Raw genomic sequence first — 13,965 nt, forward strand, 5'->3', positions numbered from 1 at the left:
GGATGGACTTTATCCTTTCGCAACTGGCTGGGTTTGGGACCGCATTCGTTGGTCTGGCAGTGGACCCGCTGACCTATCTGTATTTGATTGCTTCCGTGTTCCTAGGCATCACGTTCGGCGCATTGCCCGGCCTGACCGCAACGCTGGCAGTGACGATCCTGACGGGATTTTTCGGCAACAAGATCCCATTGGACTATTCGCTTATCGCTTTGCTCGGGGCCTATGTCGGCGCGATTTACGGCGGCTCTTACCCGTCTATTCTGCTGAACATACCTGGCACAGCAGCCAGCGCGGCGACGGCCATGGATGGCTACCCTCTGGCCAAAGCAGGTCGCGGGGGCGAAGCACTTGGTCTGACCACAACGGCCAGCTTTATCGGTACGGTTATCGGGACGATCACGCTTTTGATTTTTGTCTGGGCACTGCTTTTGGTTTCGAAGAACATCGCGAGTCCGGAAAAAGCACTCTTGGCTCTGTTTGGCATCCTTCTATCTGGCACACTTATGAGCGAGGATCTGGTGATCAAGGGATGGATCGCCGGTCTGATCGGGCTTGCAATGTCTATGGTGGGGCTCGATCCGCTTCTGTCTGAGCCGCGCTATACTTTCGGCTGGTCTTACTTGTTGAGCGGGTTTCAGGTCGTGCCAGTTTTGATGGGGGCCTTCGCCATCCCCCAAATTATCGACGGCTTGAGGCACGTTGAGGCCGGGAAAGTTCTGGCCCTGAAAGGTCGCATCCTTCCGAACCTACGCTCCATCCGACGCTACCTGCCCACCATTGGCCGGTCAGGAGTGATTGGGACCGGGGTAGGAGCGCTTCCTGGCGTCGGCGAAGATGTCGCCGGTTGGGTCAGCTACGGTGTCGGCAAGACCGTATCTGCTGAGGGCGATAAGTTTGGAAAAGGGTCATTGGAAGGTCTGCTATGCTCTGAAACAGCAAACAACGCCTGCATTGGGGGCGCGCTAATCCCGCTTTTGGTTTTGGGCATTCCCGGTTCACCACCCGCCGCGGCTTTGATGGGGGCTTTCAAGATCAACAACGTGATCCCGGGCCCCACGATAGACCCCGAGATCATTCTGCGCGTAGTCGCAATCCTAGTGCTGGCATCCCTGACTATGTTCTTGATGGGCCTGTTCACTGCTCGGGTCTTTATCAAAATACTCGCCATACCGCAGACCATCTTCTTGCCGGTTGTGATGGTTCTGACAACAATCGGGTCCTTCAGCGTCGGTGGTGGCATCAATGATCTCTACCTGATGCTTGGTGTCGGCGCCGTTGCCTATTTTATGAACCTGATGAAGTACCCAATCGCTCCATTGGTCATTGGGGTTATACTTGGAAGCCTGTTTGACGAAACTTTCCGCCGGTCGCTGTTCTTGTCGGACGGGGATCTTTCGGTCTTCTTTTCGCGACCCGGTGCGGCCATTCTACTTGTGCTCAACGTTGGTTTGATCCTCAGCCAACTGCCCATGGCAAAGCGCGCTTTCTCACGTTTGAAAGGACTTTCCGTCTGATGTTTGTGGTTACCGTCACCTTCACTCTCAAGCCCGGTACGAGAGAAACCTTTTTGCCGCTAATGGTCGAAAACGCTTCAACCTCTCTGCGTGAAGAACCCGGATGCCAGCAGTTTGACGTTTGCCTCGGCGACGATCCCGAGACAGTTTTTCTCTATGAGGTTTATCATGACAGCGTGGCGTTCTCCGCCCACCTAGAAAGCGCGCATTTCCAGTCCTTCGATACGGCTGTGGCTGATATGATCGCCACCAAGACTGTTCAACAGTATTCCGAGGTCATCCGATGAACGATTGGGAAATTCACGCCGTGAAATACGCGGATCGCAATGCCCGCACTCGACGCGACAGCTTCATATTGGATGACAATCACGATGCACCTCACGCGATGGACTATTTCGTTTGGGTGCTCAAGCGTGGCAACAAAGTTATTCTGGTCGATACCGGATACGACGGCGACGAGGCAGCCGCCCGTGGTCGTCCCATTGCGATGGACCCACGCGAGGCTTTGCGCCCATTGGACATCATGCCCGAAGCGGTGACCGAGGTTATCGTGACCCATCTCCATTATGACCACGCTGGGGGGCTGCATATGTTCCCAAATGCGAAGTTGCACATGCAATCGGCGGAAATGGCCTTCGCCACAGGTCCCTGCATGTGCCACGACCACTTACGCGCGCCTTTCTCGGCGGGCCATATCTGCGAGGTCGTAAAGCGCCTCTATACAGGCAAGGTCGTGTTCTACGACGGAGAGGCCGAGATAGCAGATGGGGTGACCGTACACTGTATCGGCGGGCATTCGAGGGGGTTGCAATGTGTTCGTGTAAGAACAGCAGCCGGGTGGATGGTTCTGGCCTCGGATGCCTCGCATTACTACGAGAATTTCATGGCGCGAAAAGCTTTTCCCATCGTTGTCGATTTGCAGGACATGATGGATGGTTTCAAGACCCTAGAGAGGTTGGCCTCACATCCTCGACTTATCGTGCCCGGCCATGATCCACTTGTGCGCGAGATTTTTCCCGTCGGAGCAGCACCGCACATCCATAGGCTGGATCCAGGGCCGACGAAGGACATTAAGATATGCTAATCGGCGTCATAGCGGACGATTTCACTGGTGCGAGCGACATTGCGAACACCTTGGCAAAGGGCGTCGAGCCGGAAGGTGGGTTAAGAACCGCGCAGTTTCCAGGTATTCCGGATACCCCGGCCGACAAAGAGATCGAAGCGGGTGTCGTCTCACTCAAGAGCCGCACTGCACCTGTCGAAGAAGCTGTTGCGGACGGCCTGCGAGCCCTGCGATGGCTTAAAGATCAAGGATGCCGCCAGTTCATCTTCAAGTATTGCTCGACCTTTGATTCCACTAGGCGGGGAAATATCGGCCCGGTTGCGGAAGCGTTGGCCAACGAACTGGGCGCGCAAAAGGTGGTTTTCTGTCCAGCATTTCCGACAACGGGGCGCACCATCTATCACGGCCATCTATTTGTGCTTGGCAAGCTGTTGAACGAGTCCGGGATGGAAAATCAACCTCTTACTCCGATGACGGATGCGGACATCAGGCGGTGGTTGCAGTATCAGGCCCAAGAAGCGGTTGGGTTGGTTTCAATTGACGCCGTGACGCAAGGACCAGAGGCGATTGCTACTGCTTTGCGGAACGTCGACGAACGCTTTGTGATCGGTGATGCGATTTCGGACGAGGATTTGCTGGCCTGGGGCGAGGCTCTGAAGGATGCCCAGCTCATTACTGGGGGATCTGGGATAGCGCTGGGGCTACCCAAGAACTTCGTCAGAAGAGCTTCGTCCAAAAGAGGTGGCAGTGTATTCACAGGTATCGCTGGGCCCGCCGCTATCCTTGCAGGGTCTTGCTCAGGTGCGACCCGTGGTCAGATCGATGTTCATGCTAAATCCCATCCGACCTTCGCCATTGACGTTCCGGGTGTTATGTCCGGGGATGTGACTACGCAAACGCTTCTGGATTTCTTTGAAACGCATCCGGGTCAGGCACCGCTCGCCTATTCATCGGGAAGCCCGGATGATGTGCGCGCGGTACAAGGTCAATTTGGCCAAGAAGCCGTGGCGGAAAAGCTGGACAATCTCTTTGCAGATACCGCGCGCGAGCTTGTTCAGAAGAGCTACAAGCGATTGGTGGTTGCCGGAGGGGAGACGTCGGGAGCTGTCGCCAAGGCTGTCTCTGAGGCACTGGGATCACCGGCCATGTCACTAGGGCCAGAGATCGACCCGGGCGTACCAGTCTTGAGCGTTGGAAAAACTGAACCCATTGCGCTGGCTCTAAAGTCTGGAAACTTCGGCGCTCCGGACTTTTTCGCTAGGGCGCTCAAAATGATGGAGGCCGGCAAATGAGTTCTAAAGAACAGGCGCTGCGAAAGCAGATGTCGGACCTGTGTGCATCGCTGTTTGCGCGCGGATTTTCCGTCGGCACTGCTGGCAACGTCTCTGCGCGTCTGCACGACGGCATCCTCATGACACCAACCAATTCCACCTTGGGCGATATCGACCCCGAGCGCATCGCTAAGATTGATTTGGATGGCAACCACGTCTCCGGCGACAAGCCGACCAAGGAGGTCTTTCTGCATCAAGCCTTCTATGAGACGAGGCCACAAGCTGGTGCAGTGGTGCATCTGCATTCGACCTGGGCCACTGCACTGTCGTGTCTGGAAGACACCGATCCAGACGACTGTATTCCACCGCTTACGCCATATGTGGTTATGCGTGTCGGCACAGTCAAACTGGTTCCATACGTCAAGCCGGGCGACCCGACGTCCGGTGATTTGATCCGTGAACTGGACGGCAATTATAGTGCTGTTCTGCTGGCCAATCACGGACCCGTCGTATCGGGAAAGGACCTCTTCTCAGCGATCTGTGCGGCAGAAGAGTTAGAAGAAACAGCCAAGCTGCTCGTGACACTGCGCGGCCTGCCAACCCGCCTACTGGATGCAGAACAAGTCGCAGAACTCAAAGAGACTTTCGGAAGGATTTGATCTGGCACCAAAATGGTGCGTGTGCAAACTATCGGGCAAATCGTGCAAAGTTATCCGGTGACTTACCTCAGCAGATCTCAAGCGATACAACCCAGCAAACGATTGGCGGAGAACGAGTTTTTTATAAGGCCACGTTCACCACTATAGACGGTACTGATAACTATGTCCTCTACCCTTTAGAGGTATCGACGACAGCGGGTGACTATTATGGCGGGGCAAGTAGCTGGTTCTTTTCGACGACCGGGCCTTGCTAGAAGGCGTTCCGCTTGCATTAGCCAGCATAAGCACAAACAATCCGAACAAGATGAATTACGTATGCTTTGTCGATGGAACGCAATCGAAACAGCCACAAGTAGCGTAATTGTTGAAGGCCTCTCAGGCGGTGATGAGATGATCCAGGCGGATGGGAGACCAGTTAAGATTTGATGGGTTGGCGCTCATGATGTGAGCCTTGCAGAATGCCTTGCAAATCAGAAGCTTTGGCCTGTGAAGACTGATATGAATGCGCTTGGACGCGGAATCCCGAATTGTGATCTCTTTGTCTCGCAACAACACTAAGTTTCTAGCGGCCAAAACGGACTTTCGCCGCGGTGGAACGAATGTCGGTTTTTTGGATTTCAGAAACTTAATGAGCGCTGATCTCCCGCGGTTTTTTCCCCTTGTTTATGCTGTGTTTGCCTTAGTAATTGGACTTTTTTTGAACCAGTGGTAAGTTCATTGTTGACAATTTTGGACTCCATTTTACAGAATCGGCCATGATCCATCCAATTGATCGCACGCTAGATATCGTTGTCCTGGTGAGTCCGCATTTCAATGTTTCGGCGACTACGTCTTTCGTGGATCCTTTCAGAATAGCCAATTACCTGACAGGTTCGGCTCGATTTTCTTGGACCTATGTCTCGGACCTCGGTGGACCAGTTGAGTCTAGTAGCGGCCTAGTCGTTGACACTGCCCCATTGGCGGCCGTGACTGGGCGCAAGCCCTGGCTGGTTCTGGTGAGTACAAGTTGGTCACCTGAACGTCACGGAACATCTCAGTTTAAGGTGGCCCTTCAGAAGTGGGAGGCGTGCGGGGCAATCGTTGGCGGCTTGGATACTGGTGCGATTGTTCTTGCGGCTGCTGGACTGCTTAAAGGCAAGACAGCGACGGTTCACTATGAGCACATCGATGCCTTTGCTGAAATGGCCCATGATACCACAGTGTCAGAGAACATGATTGTTATGGATGGAAAGATGTTCACTTGTTGCGGGGGTTCCGCAGCGACCGATCTGGGTTTGCGGTTTGTGCACTCTGTCGATGGCGAGAGTATCGCCAATGCATCTGCGCGATATCTTTTTCATCACAATGTACGCGGTGAGGGCCAATCACAGAACCCCAAAGACGTGGAGCCACTGGGGTATGTCACCTCTGGGGTGGTAAGGGACGCGATCGACTTGATGGAGGCGCATTTGGAAGCCACTTTGTCGATCCCTGAAATATCAGCGAGGTTGAAGATTTCGCAACGACAACTTAGCAGATTGTTTCAGCAATATGTCCAGAAGTCGCCGATCGAGTACTACCGTGACATACGCCTTGATCGCGCGCGTGGACTAGTAACCCAAACAGAGCTGAAATTCAGCGAGATTGCAGAAGCCTCAGGATTTAACGGGCAAGTTCATTTCAGCCGGGCATATCGAAGCCGTTTTGGCCTCACACCAACTGCAGACCGTATTGAAGGCCGCACGCCATTCGAGTTCCGCGCTTGGCCAATGTTCAAGCCAGATATTAAGTCCGAAGGTGTTGGGTAGCTTTTTGCATCGCCATAAGCATCTTGTCGCGTTGCGCTGATAACTCTTCGGTACTTTGCCCCTGAGTTTGATCGTTAATGCCATCGACCAGTTTATTGATGACATCCTCATCAAGACGAGGGTTGCCCAGGTCGTCCCACCAGCCATTGAATGTATCCTTGAAATGGTCACAGAAGGCCCGCAGACCGCCGTCGCCTGCACCCAGGTGGAAAAGCGTCGTCGGACCCATCGCGGCCCACCGCAATCCGGGGCCGGCCCACATCGCTTTATCGATGTCTTCGACACTGGCAACGCCTTCAATCGCCATATGGACGGCCTCGCGCCATACTGCAGCTTGTAAGCGGTTTGCGACGTGTCCGGGCATGCCCTTCTTGATCCGGATCGTGACTTTGCCCAGGTCTTCGTAGAACGTCTCTGTTCGGTTCAGAACATCTGAACCGGTGGCGTCGTTCGCCGTCAACTCGACCAGCGGAATGAGATGTGGCGGGTTGAACGGATGACCTAAGATGAGCTTACTCGGATCGCGCCATCCCTGTTGGAGAGCCTCGAGTGTTAGGCCGGATGTTGAGCTTGAAACTATTGCATCAGCGCTCAACTCTGGCTCAACTTCCGCATAGGTGGAATGTTTGATCGGCAACCGCTCGGGCACATTCTCCTGAATGAACTGCGCGTTTCGCACGGCCTCAGCTGCGGTCGGTGCGAAGGTGATCGCATCTCGGGTGGCGTGGCCAACTTGGCCCAATTCTTCCAACGCAGGCCACGCCTTTTCAATGTATTTACGGACGGATGCTTCAGCGTTCGGATCGGGATCAAATACGGTCACACTGCGACCCGACGCGAGGAACAGCGCTGCCCAGCTTGCCCCGATGACACCGGCTCCGAGAATGGCGGTTCTTTCGATTTCCGACATCAGAACAGTCCCGGATTCAGGGGGGAGGCCGCAGTCATACCACCGTCTACAGTGAACAGTTGGCCAGTCGCAAAAGACGACTCGTCAGAAGCTAGCCAAACAGCCATCGCAGCAATGTCTGCGGGCTTACCAAAGCGTTTGACCGCATGGCGTGCCAGCGCGTCTGATCTAGCCTTTTCTGGGTCATGGGCGAGTTCGAATGCTGCGTCCAGCATGCCCGTCTCAATCCATCCCGGGCAGATTGCATTGCAGCGCACCGCAGGTCCATGGTCCACCGCGATAGAGCGTGTAAGCCCATGCACAAACGCTTTTGAAGCATTGTAGAGCGCCATCGATGGGTCAGCGGCATTGCCCGAGATCGAACCAATGTTGATGATCGAACCACCCTGAGACATTTTCGGAATAAAGGCGCGGCAACAGTTAAAAACGCCTCGTGCGTTTACTCCCATCACCAAATCCCAATCCGCGTCTGTGCTTTCGGTCACTGTTTTTTCGACCTGAACGCCGGCGTTGTTTACCAGGATATCTACCAGGCCGATTGTTCGGGCAGTACGTGCAACCGCTTCGGGATTGGATACATCCAGCGTGTACCAGGTTACTTGATCCGGTAGAGCATCTGGTTGAGGGCCGCGCCCGCAGGTGGCGACAGCCGCACCTTCGGCTGCGAAGGCCTCAACGATGCCGCGACCAATGCCCTGTTTGCCGCCTGTAACAAAGGCGCGTTTTCCCGCTAACCGCATCAATGTGCCACCATAACGTGACGGACTGCGGTGTAAGCATCCAGCGCATAGACAGACATATCGCTGCCCGTGCCCGAGCCCTTCATCGCGGCCCATGGCATCTCGGGGGTCGCAACCCCATGCGTGTTTACCCAGGTGAATCCATAGCGCAACTTGGACGTCATTTGCATTGCTCTCCCAACATCTCGTGTCCAAACCGATGAGGCCAACCCGTAAGGTCCGTTGTTGGCGATCTTCAACGCATGTTCTGCCTCAGAAAACCGAGAGACAGTTACAACGGGTCCAAAAACCTCATTGCAGGCAATCTCTGCAGTGTTGTCGACATTTGCGATGACTGTCGGCTGGTAGAAAAAGCCGTCTTCTTCGCCAGACACCCCACCGGAAACGATTTCAGAGCTGCTGCGCGCGCGATCCACAAAACCCGCTACACGATCCCGCTGTGTCGCAGAGACAAGCGGGCCCATTTCCGTTCCTTGAGCTTTCGGTGCACCGATCTGGATCTGGCCAACCTGATCGGCAATCGCGGCCACAAGTTTGTCGTAAACTCTGTCTGCAACCATCACGCGGCAAGGCTGTGCGCAGTCCTGACCGGCATTGAAGTAGCTGCCATATCGGATCGTCTCGGCCACAGCATCGAGATCAGCATCATCAAAGACAATGACTGGCGCCTTGCCGCCCAATTCCAGATGAACGTGTTTAATTTTCTGGGAAGCAGCCCGCATTGCAGCCATGCCTGTCGCCGGAGAACCCGTAACACTGATCCCTTCCATCTGTGGGCTGTTCATCAGGGCATTCCCCACGCCGGGCCCGCGACCATGGATCACGTTAAGCACGCCTTTTGGCAGAACATCTTGTAACAGTTCTGCAAGTCGCAGAGTAGATAGCGGCGTGATCTCGGACGGTTTCAACACCACCGAACATCCTGCCGCAATTGGTGCAGCAATCTTCCAGGACGCCATCATCAGCGGGTAGTTCCAAGGGGCGATGGCGGCGACAGGGCCAATGGGGTCGCGCCGGATCATCGACGTATGACCCGCGACATACTCTCCAGAGGCAGACCCCATCATGGTGCGCGCAGCCCCGGCGAAAAAGTGAAAGACATCAATCGTCAGCGGCATTTCATCATCATGAGCCGATGGCCAGGGTTTTCCCACATCTAGGCTCTCAAGTTCTGCCAACTCCTGGCTGTTCGCCTCGATAACATCAGCTATCTGAAGCAAGATTGTAGCGCGTTCTGCAGGGGTCGTAACCGAAAAGGTCTCAAATGCCTCTGCTGAGCCGCGCACCGCCGCCTCGATCTGTGCATCGCTGGCTTCTTTTGCGGTACCAATAACCTCTCCTGTTGCAGGGTTCAGGATGTTCAAGGCGTCGCCGGTGCCTTCAACCATTTCGCCGTTGATCAACATGTTCGTCTGCATATGCGTCTCCTCAGAAGCCAACCTGATCGCCGCCTTTTAGTGCGAGCCGCATGCGCGCTTCTGCTGGCGTCGCGACCGTAAGGCCAAGGTTTTCAACGATTGATCGGATGCGCGTGACCTGTTCCGCGTTAGATTTTGCCAACTCACCCTTGCCGATGAACAGGCTGTCTTCGAGACCGACACGCAGGTTACCGCCCCGCATGGCGCTTTGGGTCGCAAATGGCATTTGGTGACGACCAGCGGCAAGGACCGACCATTCGTAATTCTCTGCTCCGAACAGCTTATCGGCTGTGTTGTGCATGTGGGTCAGATGGTCGGCATCTGCGCCAACGCCACCCAAGATGCCAAATACCATCTGAATGAAAAATGGCGGTTTGATCAGGCCCTGATCCACGAACCATTTGACGTTGTAGAGATGTCCAAGATCATAGCATTCGAACTCGAACTTGGTGCCGTGATCTCCACCAAGTTTTTCGATGGCGTAACGAATTGTTTTGAAAGTGTTGGGAAAGATAAAGTCTTCCGTCATCTCCAAAAATGGTCGTTCCCAGTCGTGCAGAAACTCGGTGTATTTCTGCAGCATCGGAAAGATACCAAAGTTCATGGATCCCATGTTGAGCGATGCCATCTCTGGGCTGGTAGATGTCGCCGCCCGCAGCCGCTCATCCATCGTCATCCCCAAGCCGCCGCCGGTCGAGACATTCATCACAACATCGGTGGACTGCTTGATTACGGGTAGAAACTGCTTGAACAGCTCAGGTCGGGGATCGGGTTTTCCTGTCTCCGGGTGCCGTGCGTGCAGGTGAATGATTGATGCCCCTGCCTGGGCCGCCTCAATACTGGCCGTCGCAATCTCGGCCGGTGTAATCGGCAGATGCGGAGACATTGACGGCGTATGGATGCCTCCGGTCGGCGCGCAAGTGATAATGACTGGCTTGGGCATCAGAGCTTCATCTGCTGCACTTGTGCAGACAGCCCCCCGTCCAGAACCCACAACTGGCCAGAGGCATAGCGCGCCTCGTCCGAGGCAAGCCAGTTGACCAAATTTGCAATATCCTCGGGCGTCCCGTAGGTCCGCATTGGATGAACATCGCGCACGGCCTTTTGCAGCGTTTCAATGTTGCCACCTCCTCCGCCGGATCCATCGCCGTTGAAGAAGCTCTGCAGCATTGGAGTGTCGATATAGCCAGGGCAGATGGCATTCACCCGGATACCTTCTGGGCCATGATCGCAAGCCATTGCGCGGGTCAAAGCGTGAACTGCACCCTTGGTCGCGCAATAGGCCGCAAGCCCAGGGTCTGCGATGAACCCGTCGTAGGAGCCAAAGTTGATAAGGCTTGCGCTATTCCCTGTCTTCGCCGCTTCGCGCATTAGGGGGAGGGCGTATTTCGAGGTCAGGAAAGTGCCTGTGGAGTTTACGGCAAAGCTTTGGTTCCATTCCTCCAGCGTAGTCTCCTCAACCGTTTTTTCGATCTCGATCCCCGCCGCGTTCACTAGGATGTCCAACTTTCCGTGTGCGGCGCGCACATGATCCATCGCCGCAACCGAGTCTGCTTCTTGAGTCACATCCAGCTTAACAAAATGACTGCCGTCGTCGTCGTGTTGATCTAACGACCCTTCCGGTGTGAGATCAGCGGCAAATACCGTTGCGCCTTCTCTTAGAAACCGAGCGACAATCGCGCGCCCGATTCCACCGCGGGCACCAGTCACGAGAGCAACTTTTCCGTTCAGCATCATTGGTTTCAATCCTTCAATGGCGGATAGCGGTAGCGGCGTGCAGCCACTGTCCAATCCATATTGTTGCGTACATACTGCTGACTTGCATCGGACGGCGGGTTGTAGTCCCAAGGCTCGCTGGCACCGGCCTCCATCGCGGCATGTAATGCACGGCGCGATTTTTGCGTGGCGATTATCTTCTTTCGCAAAGCACTGCCGTCCCACCGTTCGGCGACTTCGGCTGCAAAACGAGTTTTCGCGTCGGAGTAGCTTGGGTCCGAAGCTAAATTCTTCGTTTCCATCGGGTCAGCACTCAGGTCATAGAGCTGCGGTGGGTCGCTATCACAATGAATATATTTTAAGGGCCCGCGCCGGATCATGATCACAGGATAGCCCGTCATCTCGGCACAATATTCTCCGATCGCCTCATCAACTGGATCTTCTTCACCCCGAGCCAAAGGCATAAGGCTACGACCGTCGATCGGCTCTCCGATCATCGTCTCATCACCGCCGCCGATGTCGATAAATGTCGGCAACAGATCGACCAGTGACACCGCATTCTGCGCCGTCCCAACCGCAATGCCCGGCCCGGCCATGACTAACGGAACTCGCGCGGAGTGCTCAAAGAAGTTCATTTTGTACCACAGCCCACGTTCACCCAGCATGTCGCCATGGTCGGCTGTGACAATCACAATGGTGCTGTCCAACTCGCCCGTTTCTTCGAGGGTTTGAACCAGCTCTCCGATTTTGCTGTCGAAGTAACTGACGTTTGCCAGGTAGGCATGGCGCGCGCGCAGGATTACTTCCTCGGTCAGTGGCACATAAGACGCTTCGATCCCATCCAATAAACGTCGTGAAAAGGGGTCTTGATCCTCCAACGCGGGCACAAACGCGGGCAAGTCAATTTCATCTTCCGCATACAGGTTCCACCATTCTGGTCGGGCTACATATGGATCGTGCGGGTGAATGAAGCTTGCAACCATCGCAAAAGGCGCGTCATTGCCAAGCGCTTTGTCTCGGGCCGCATCGAACAGCCAGCGTTTGGCAGCAAAACCGACCTCGTCGTCATAGTCGATCTGGAAAGTCGCGTGGGCAACGCCGCTTTCCTTCACCGTTTGCATGTTGTGATACCACTTGTCGATCCGCTCGTCCGGGACCTCCCAATCCGGGGTCCACGCGAAATCAGCAGGATAGATGTCGGTTGTCACACGATCCTCAAATCCATGCATCTGATCCGGTCCGACAAAATGCATCTTGCCTGCCAAACATGTACGATAGCCCAGCGATTTCAGATAATGCGCAAATGTCGGCACCGAAGCCTTGAACTCGGATGCATTGTCGTAAGCTGCGATGCGACTGATGTGCTGACCCGACATAAAGGAAAACCGTGAAGGCGCACAGAGAGGGGAATTGCAGTAAGCTGCATCGAAGCGCATGCCGCGCGCGGCCAACGCGTCAAGATGTGGCGTCTTGGCGACCTTATGCCCGTACGCCCCTGTGAAATGCGGAGCCAATTGGTCCGCCATGACCACAAGGATGTTTGGCCGCGTCACGTGGCACCTTTTGCGTAAGCGTCCAAGACTAAGCCATGGAAGTGATGAACGGCGTGCTCGGACTTGCCAGACCCATCCGGGTCATTGACGATTCGACCTTGGGTGAACGCAGGCGTTTTCATCCCGCGCTGTACGCTTTCGACGAGGCTGATATCTTCGACCTGAAGTACCTCGTCCAGATAGCGAATTGCATCCAGCTCCATCGCGTCAGGTTCCGGCGTCTCAAGGAAGAAGTCGTAAGTTTCAAGCGTCCGATCTGGCCCAACAGGGATAATGTTCAACACGATCATGCTGGACCGTCCCGGATATCGCATCAGGCAAGTGGTAGGATAGAGCCACCAAACCGCGTGGGTTTTTACCGTGGCGTTCGAGACGTCATAGGCGGTATTTGGACTGTTGCCTGCGTCAGCCATATGGCTGGAGTAAATGCCGTAGGTCGTAACCTTGTAGGTACCCATATCCACGAGGTCACAAAAATCCTTATGGGCCGTAGGGCAATGATAGCACTCAAGGAAATTGTCCACGACGTTCTTCCAATTCGACTTGATGTCGTAGGTCAGACGGTGGCCAAAAGTGAGTTGATCCACATCCGGTGCCCAATGGCGCACCTCGGTTTCCAGGTTTCCGGATTGCTCTGACAAAGAGGCAGCAGTCGGATCCAAATTGACAAAAACAAAGCCGCAAAATTCTTCAACCTGTACAGCATCGAGACAAATCTCATCCTTGTTGAAGTCTTCGAGGTTTTCAGTATGTGGCGCACGCGCCAATTGCCCGTCGAGTTTATAGACCCAGGCATGATAGGGGCACATAATCCGTGTGGTATTGCCTTCGCCTGATAGCAGTTCATGGGCACGGTGTTTGCATACGTTGTAAAAGGCGCGAAGCTTACCCTCTTTGTCACGCACGACCGCAATAGGCTGACCGGCAACATCCACCGTTACATATGATCCCGGCTCACGTGTTTTCTCGACATGACACACCCATTGCCAAGTTTTGGAGAGGATGGAGCGAAGGTCTGCGTCAAACCACTTGCGCTCGGTGTAGGCAGCGGCCTGCAATGAGCTGGAGCGTGATGGGTCAGCATGATAGCCAAAGAAAATTGCACCTGAATCAGTCATGATAGCGTCTCCGATGTTAGGTTAAATCTATTGCGCGTGGGATTCGAAGCTATGTTTAATCAGCCGCTAGTTTGATTATTTTCGCTAAGCATTTGGCTTTCGGGGACACCGTATTAACCCATCAAGCACTGCGTTTAGCTGACAAGCGAATGCTGGGCCCTTGACTGCATCTGTTATGCGGTCATTCGTGCACACTGCAGGAATCGGCAAAATGGG

General features: G+C 54.7%; 13 protein-coding genes and 1 pseudogene. 7 read left to right on the forward strand and 7 right to left on the reverse strand.

The features are described 5' to 3' along the window. The first annotated feature begins 2 nt into the window (after positions 1-2). The 7 genes and pseudogenes from I5192_RS00165 (at position 3) to I5192_RS00190 (ending at position 6,294) form a co-directional block, all read left to right on the forward strand. Positions 3-1,514, forward strand: a complete 1,512-nt coding sequence (locus I5192_RS00165; protein WP_170465851.1) for a tripartite tricarboxylate transporter permease — start codon at positions 3-5, stop codon at positions 1,512-1,514. After that, positions 1,514-1,801 (forward strand): putative quinol monooxygenase, encoded by a 288-nt coding sequence (locus tag I5192_RS00170; RefSeq protein WP_223117478.1) that lies wholly within the window; start codon positions 1,514-1,516, stop codon positions 1,799-1,801. The genes I5192_RS00165 and I5192_RS00170 overlap by 1 nt, the downstream gene beginning before the upstream one ends. Continuing rightward, the gene (locus tag I5192_RS00175) at positions 1,798-2,598 is read left to right on the forward strand and encodes an N-acyl homoserine lactonase family protein (protein WP_223117479.1); all 801 of its coding nucleotides are present in this window, start codon (positions 1,798-1,800) and stop codon (positions 2,596-2,598) included. The genes I5192_RS00170 and I5192_RS00175 overlap by 4 nt, the downstream gene beginning before the upstream one ends. After that, positions 2,592-3,869: a 3-oxo-tetronate kinase gene (gene otnK, locus I5192_RS00180; RefSeq protein WP_223117480.1), complete on the forward strand. Its 1,278-nt coding sequence runs from the start codon at positions 2,592-2,594 to the stop codon at positions 3,867-3,869. The genes I5192_RS00175 and otnK overlap by 7 nt, the downstream gene beginning before the upstream one ends. Beyond that, positions 3,866-4,507, forward strand: a complete 642-nt coding sequence (gene otnC / locus I5192_RS00185) for a 3-oxo-tetronate 4-phosphate decarboxylase (protein WP_223117481.1) — start codon at positions 3,866-3,868, stop codon at positions 4,505-4,507. The genes otnK and otnC overlap by 4 nt, the downstream gene beginning before the upstream one ends. Before the next feature lie 438 nt (positions 4,508-4,945). Beyond that, positions 4,946-5,065: pseudogene (locus I5192_RS22720) on the forward strand (hemolysin); the annotation flags it as partial. 197 nt (positions 5,066-5,262) lie between these two features. Further along, complete coding sequence (locus I5192_RS00190) at positions 5,263-6,294, forward strand: GlxA family transcriptional regulator (protein WP_170408434.1); 1,032 nt, start codon at positions 5,263-5,265, stop codon at positions 6,292-6,294. Here the strand turns inward: I5192_RS00190 and I5192_RS00195 are convergent. From I5192_RS00195 to I5192_RS00225, 7 genes are read right to left on the reverse strand one after another with little or no spacing between them, the layout of a single operon-like run. Further along, on the reverse strand, positions 6,272-7,204 hold the full coding sequence (locus tag I5192_RS00195) for a 3-hydroxyacyl-CoA dehydrogenase NAD-binding domain-containing protein (RefSeq protein WP_223117482.1): 933 nt from the start codon (positions 7,202-7,204) through the stop codon (positions 6,272-6,274). The two genes, I5192_RS00190 and I5192_RS00195, sit on opposite strands and share 23 nt — an antisense overlap. Further along, positions 7,204-7,944: an SDR family NAD(P)-dependent oxidoreductase gene (locus tag I5192_RS00200; RefSeq protein WP_223117483.1), complete on the reverse strand. Its 741-nt coding sequence runs from the start codon at positions 7,942-7,944 to the stop codon at positions 7,204-7,206. The genes I5192_RS00195 and I5192_RS00200 overlap by 1 nt, the downstream gene beginning before the upstream one ends. Then, positions 7,944-9,362, reverse strand: a complete 1,419-nt coding sequence (locus tag I5192_RS00205; protein ID WP_223117484.1) for an aminobutyraldehyde dehydrogenase — start codon at positions 9,360-9,362, stop codon at positions 7,944-7,946. Before I5192_RS00205 ends, I5192_RS00200 begins: the two co-directional genes overlap by 1 nt. Before the next feature lie 10 nt (positions 9,363-9,372). Then, positions 9,373-10,305 (reverse strand): 3-keto-5-aminohexanoate cleavage protein, encoded by a 933-nt coding sequence (locus I5192_RS00210; protein WP_223117485.1) that lies wholly within the window; start codon positions 10,303-10,305, stop codon positions 9,373-9,375. Next, positions 10,305-11,072 carry an SDR family NAD(P)-dependent oxidoreductase gene (locus I5192_RS00215; protein ID WP_255612000.1) on the reverse strand — a complete coding sequence of 256 codons (768 nt, stop codon included), beginning with the start codon at positions 11,070-11,072 and terminating at the stop codon, positions 10,305-10,307. Before I5192_RS00215 ends, I5192_RS00210 begins: the two co-directional genes overlap by 1 nt. Before the next feature lie 32 nt (positions 11,073-11,104). After that, complete coding sequence (betC, locus tag I5192_RS00220; RefSeq protein ID WP_223117486.1) at positions 11,105-12,631, reverse strand: choline-sulfatase; 1,527 nt, start codon at positions 12,629-12,631, stop codon at positions 11,105-11,107. Next, complete coding sequence (locus I5192_RS00225) at positions 12,628-13,749, reverse strand: SRPBCC family protein (protein ID WP_223117487.1); 1,122 nt, start codon at positions 13,747-13,749, stop codon at positions 12,628-12,630. The genes betC and I5192_RS00225 overlap by 4 nt, the downstream gene beginning before the upstream one ends. Positions 13,750-13,965: the final 216 nt, after the last annotated feature.

Origin of the sequence: Ruegeria sp. SCSIO 43209 (genome assembly GCF_019904295.1) — a bacterium.
In the GTDB taxonomy this organism is placed as follows: domain Bacteria; phylum Pseudomonadota; class Alphaproteobacteria; order Rhodobacterales; family Rhodobacteraceae; genus Ruegeria.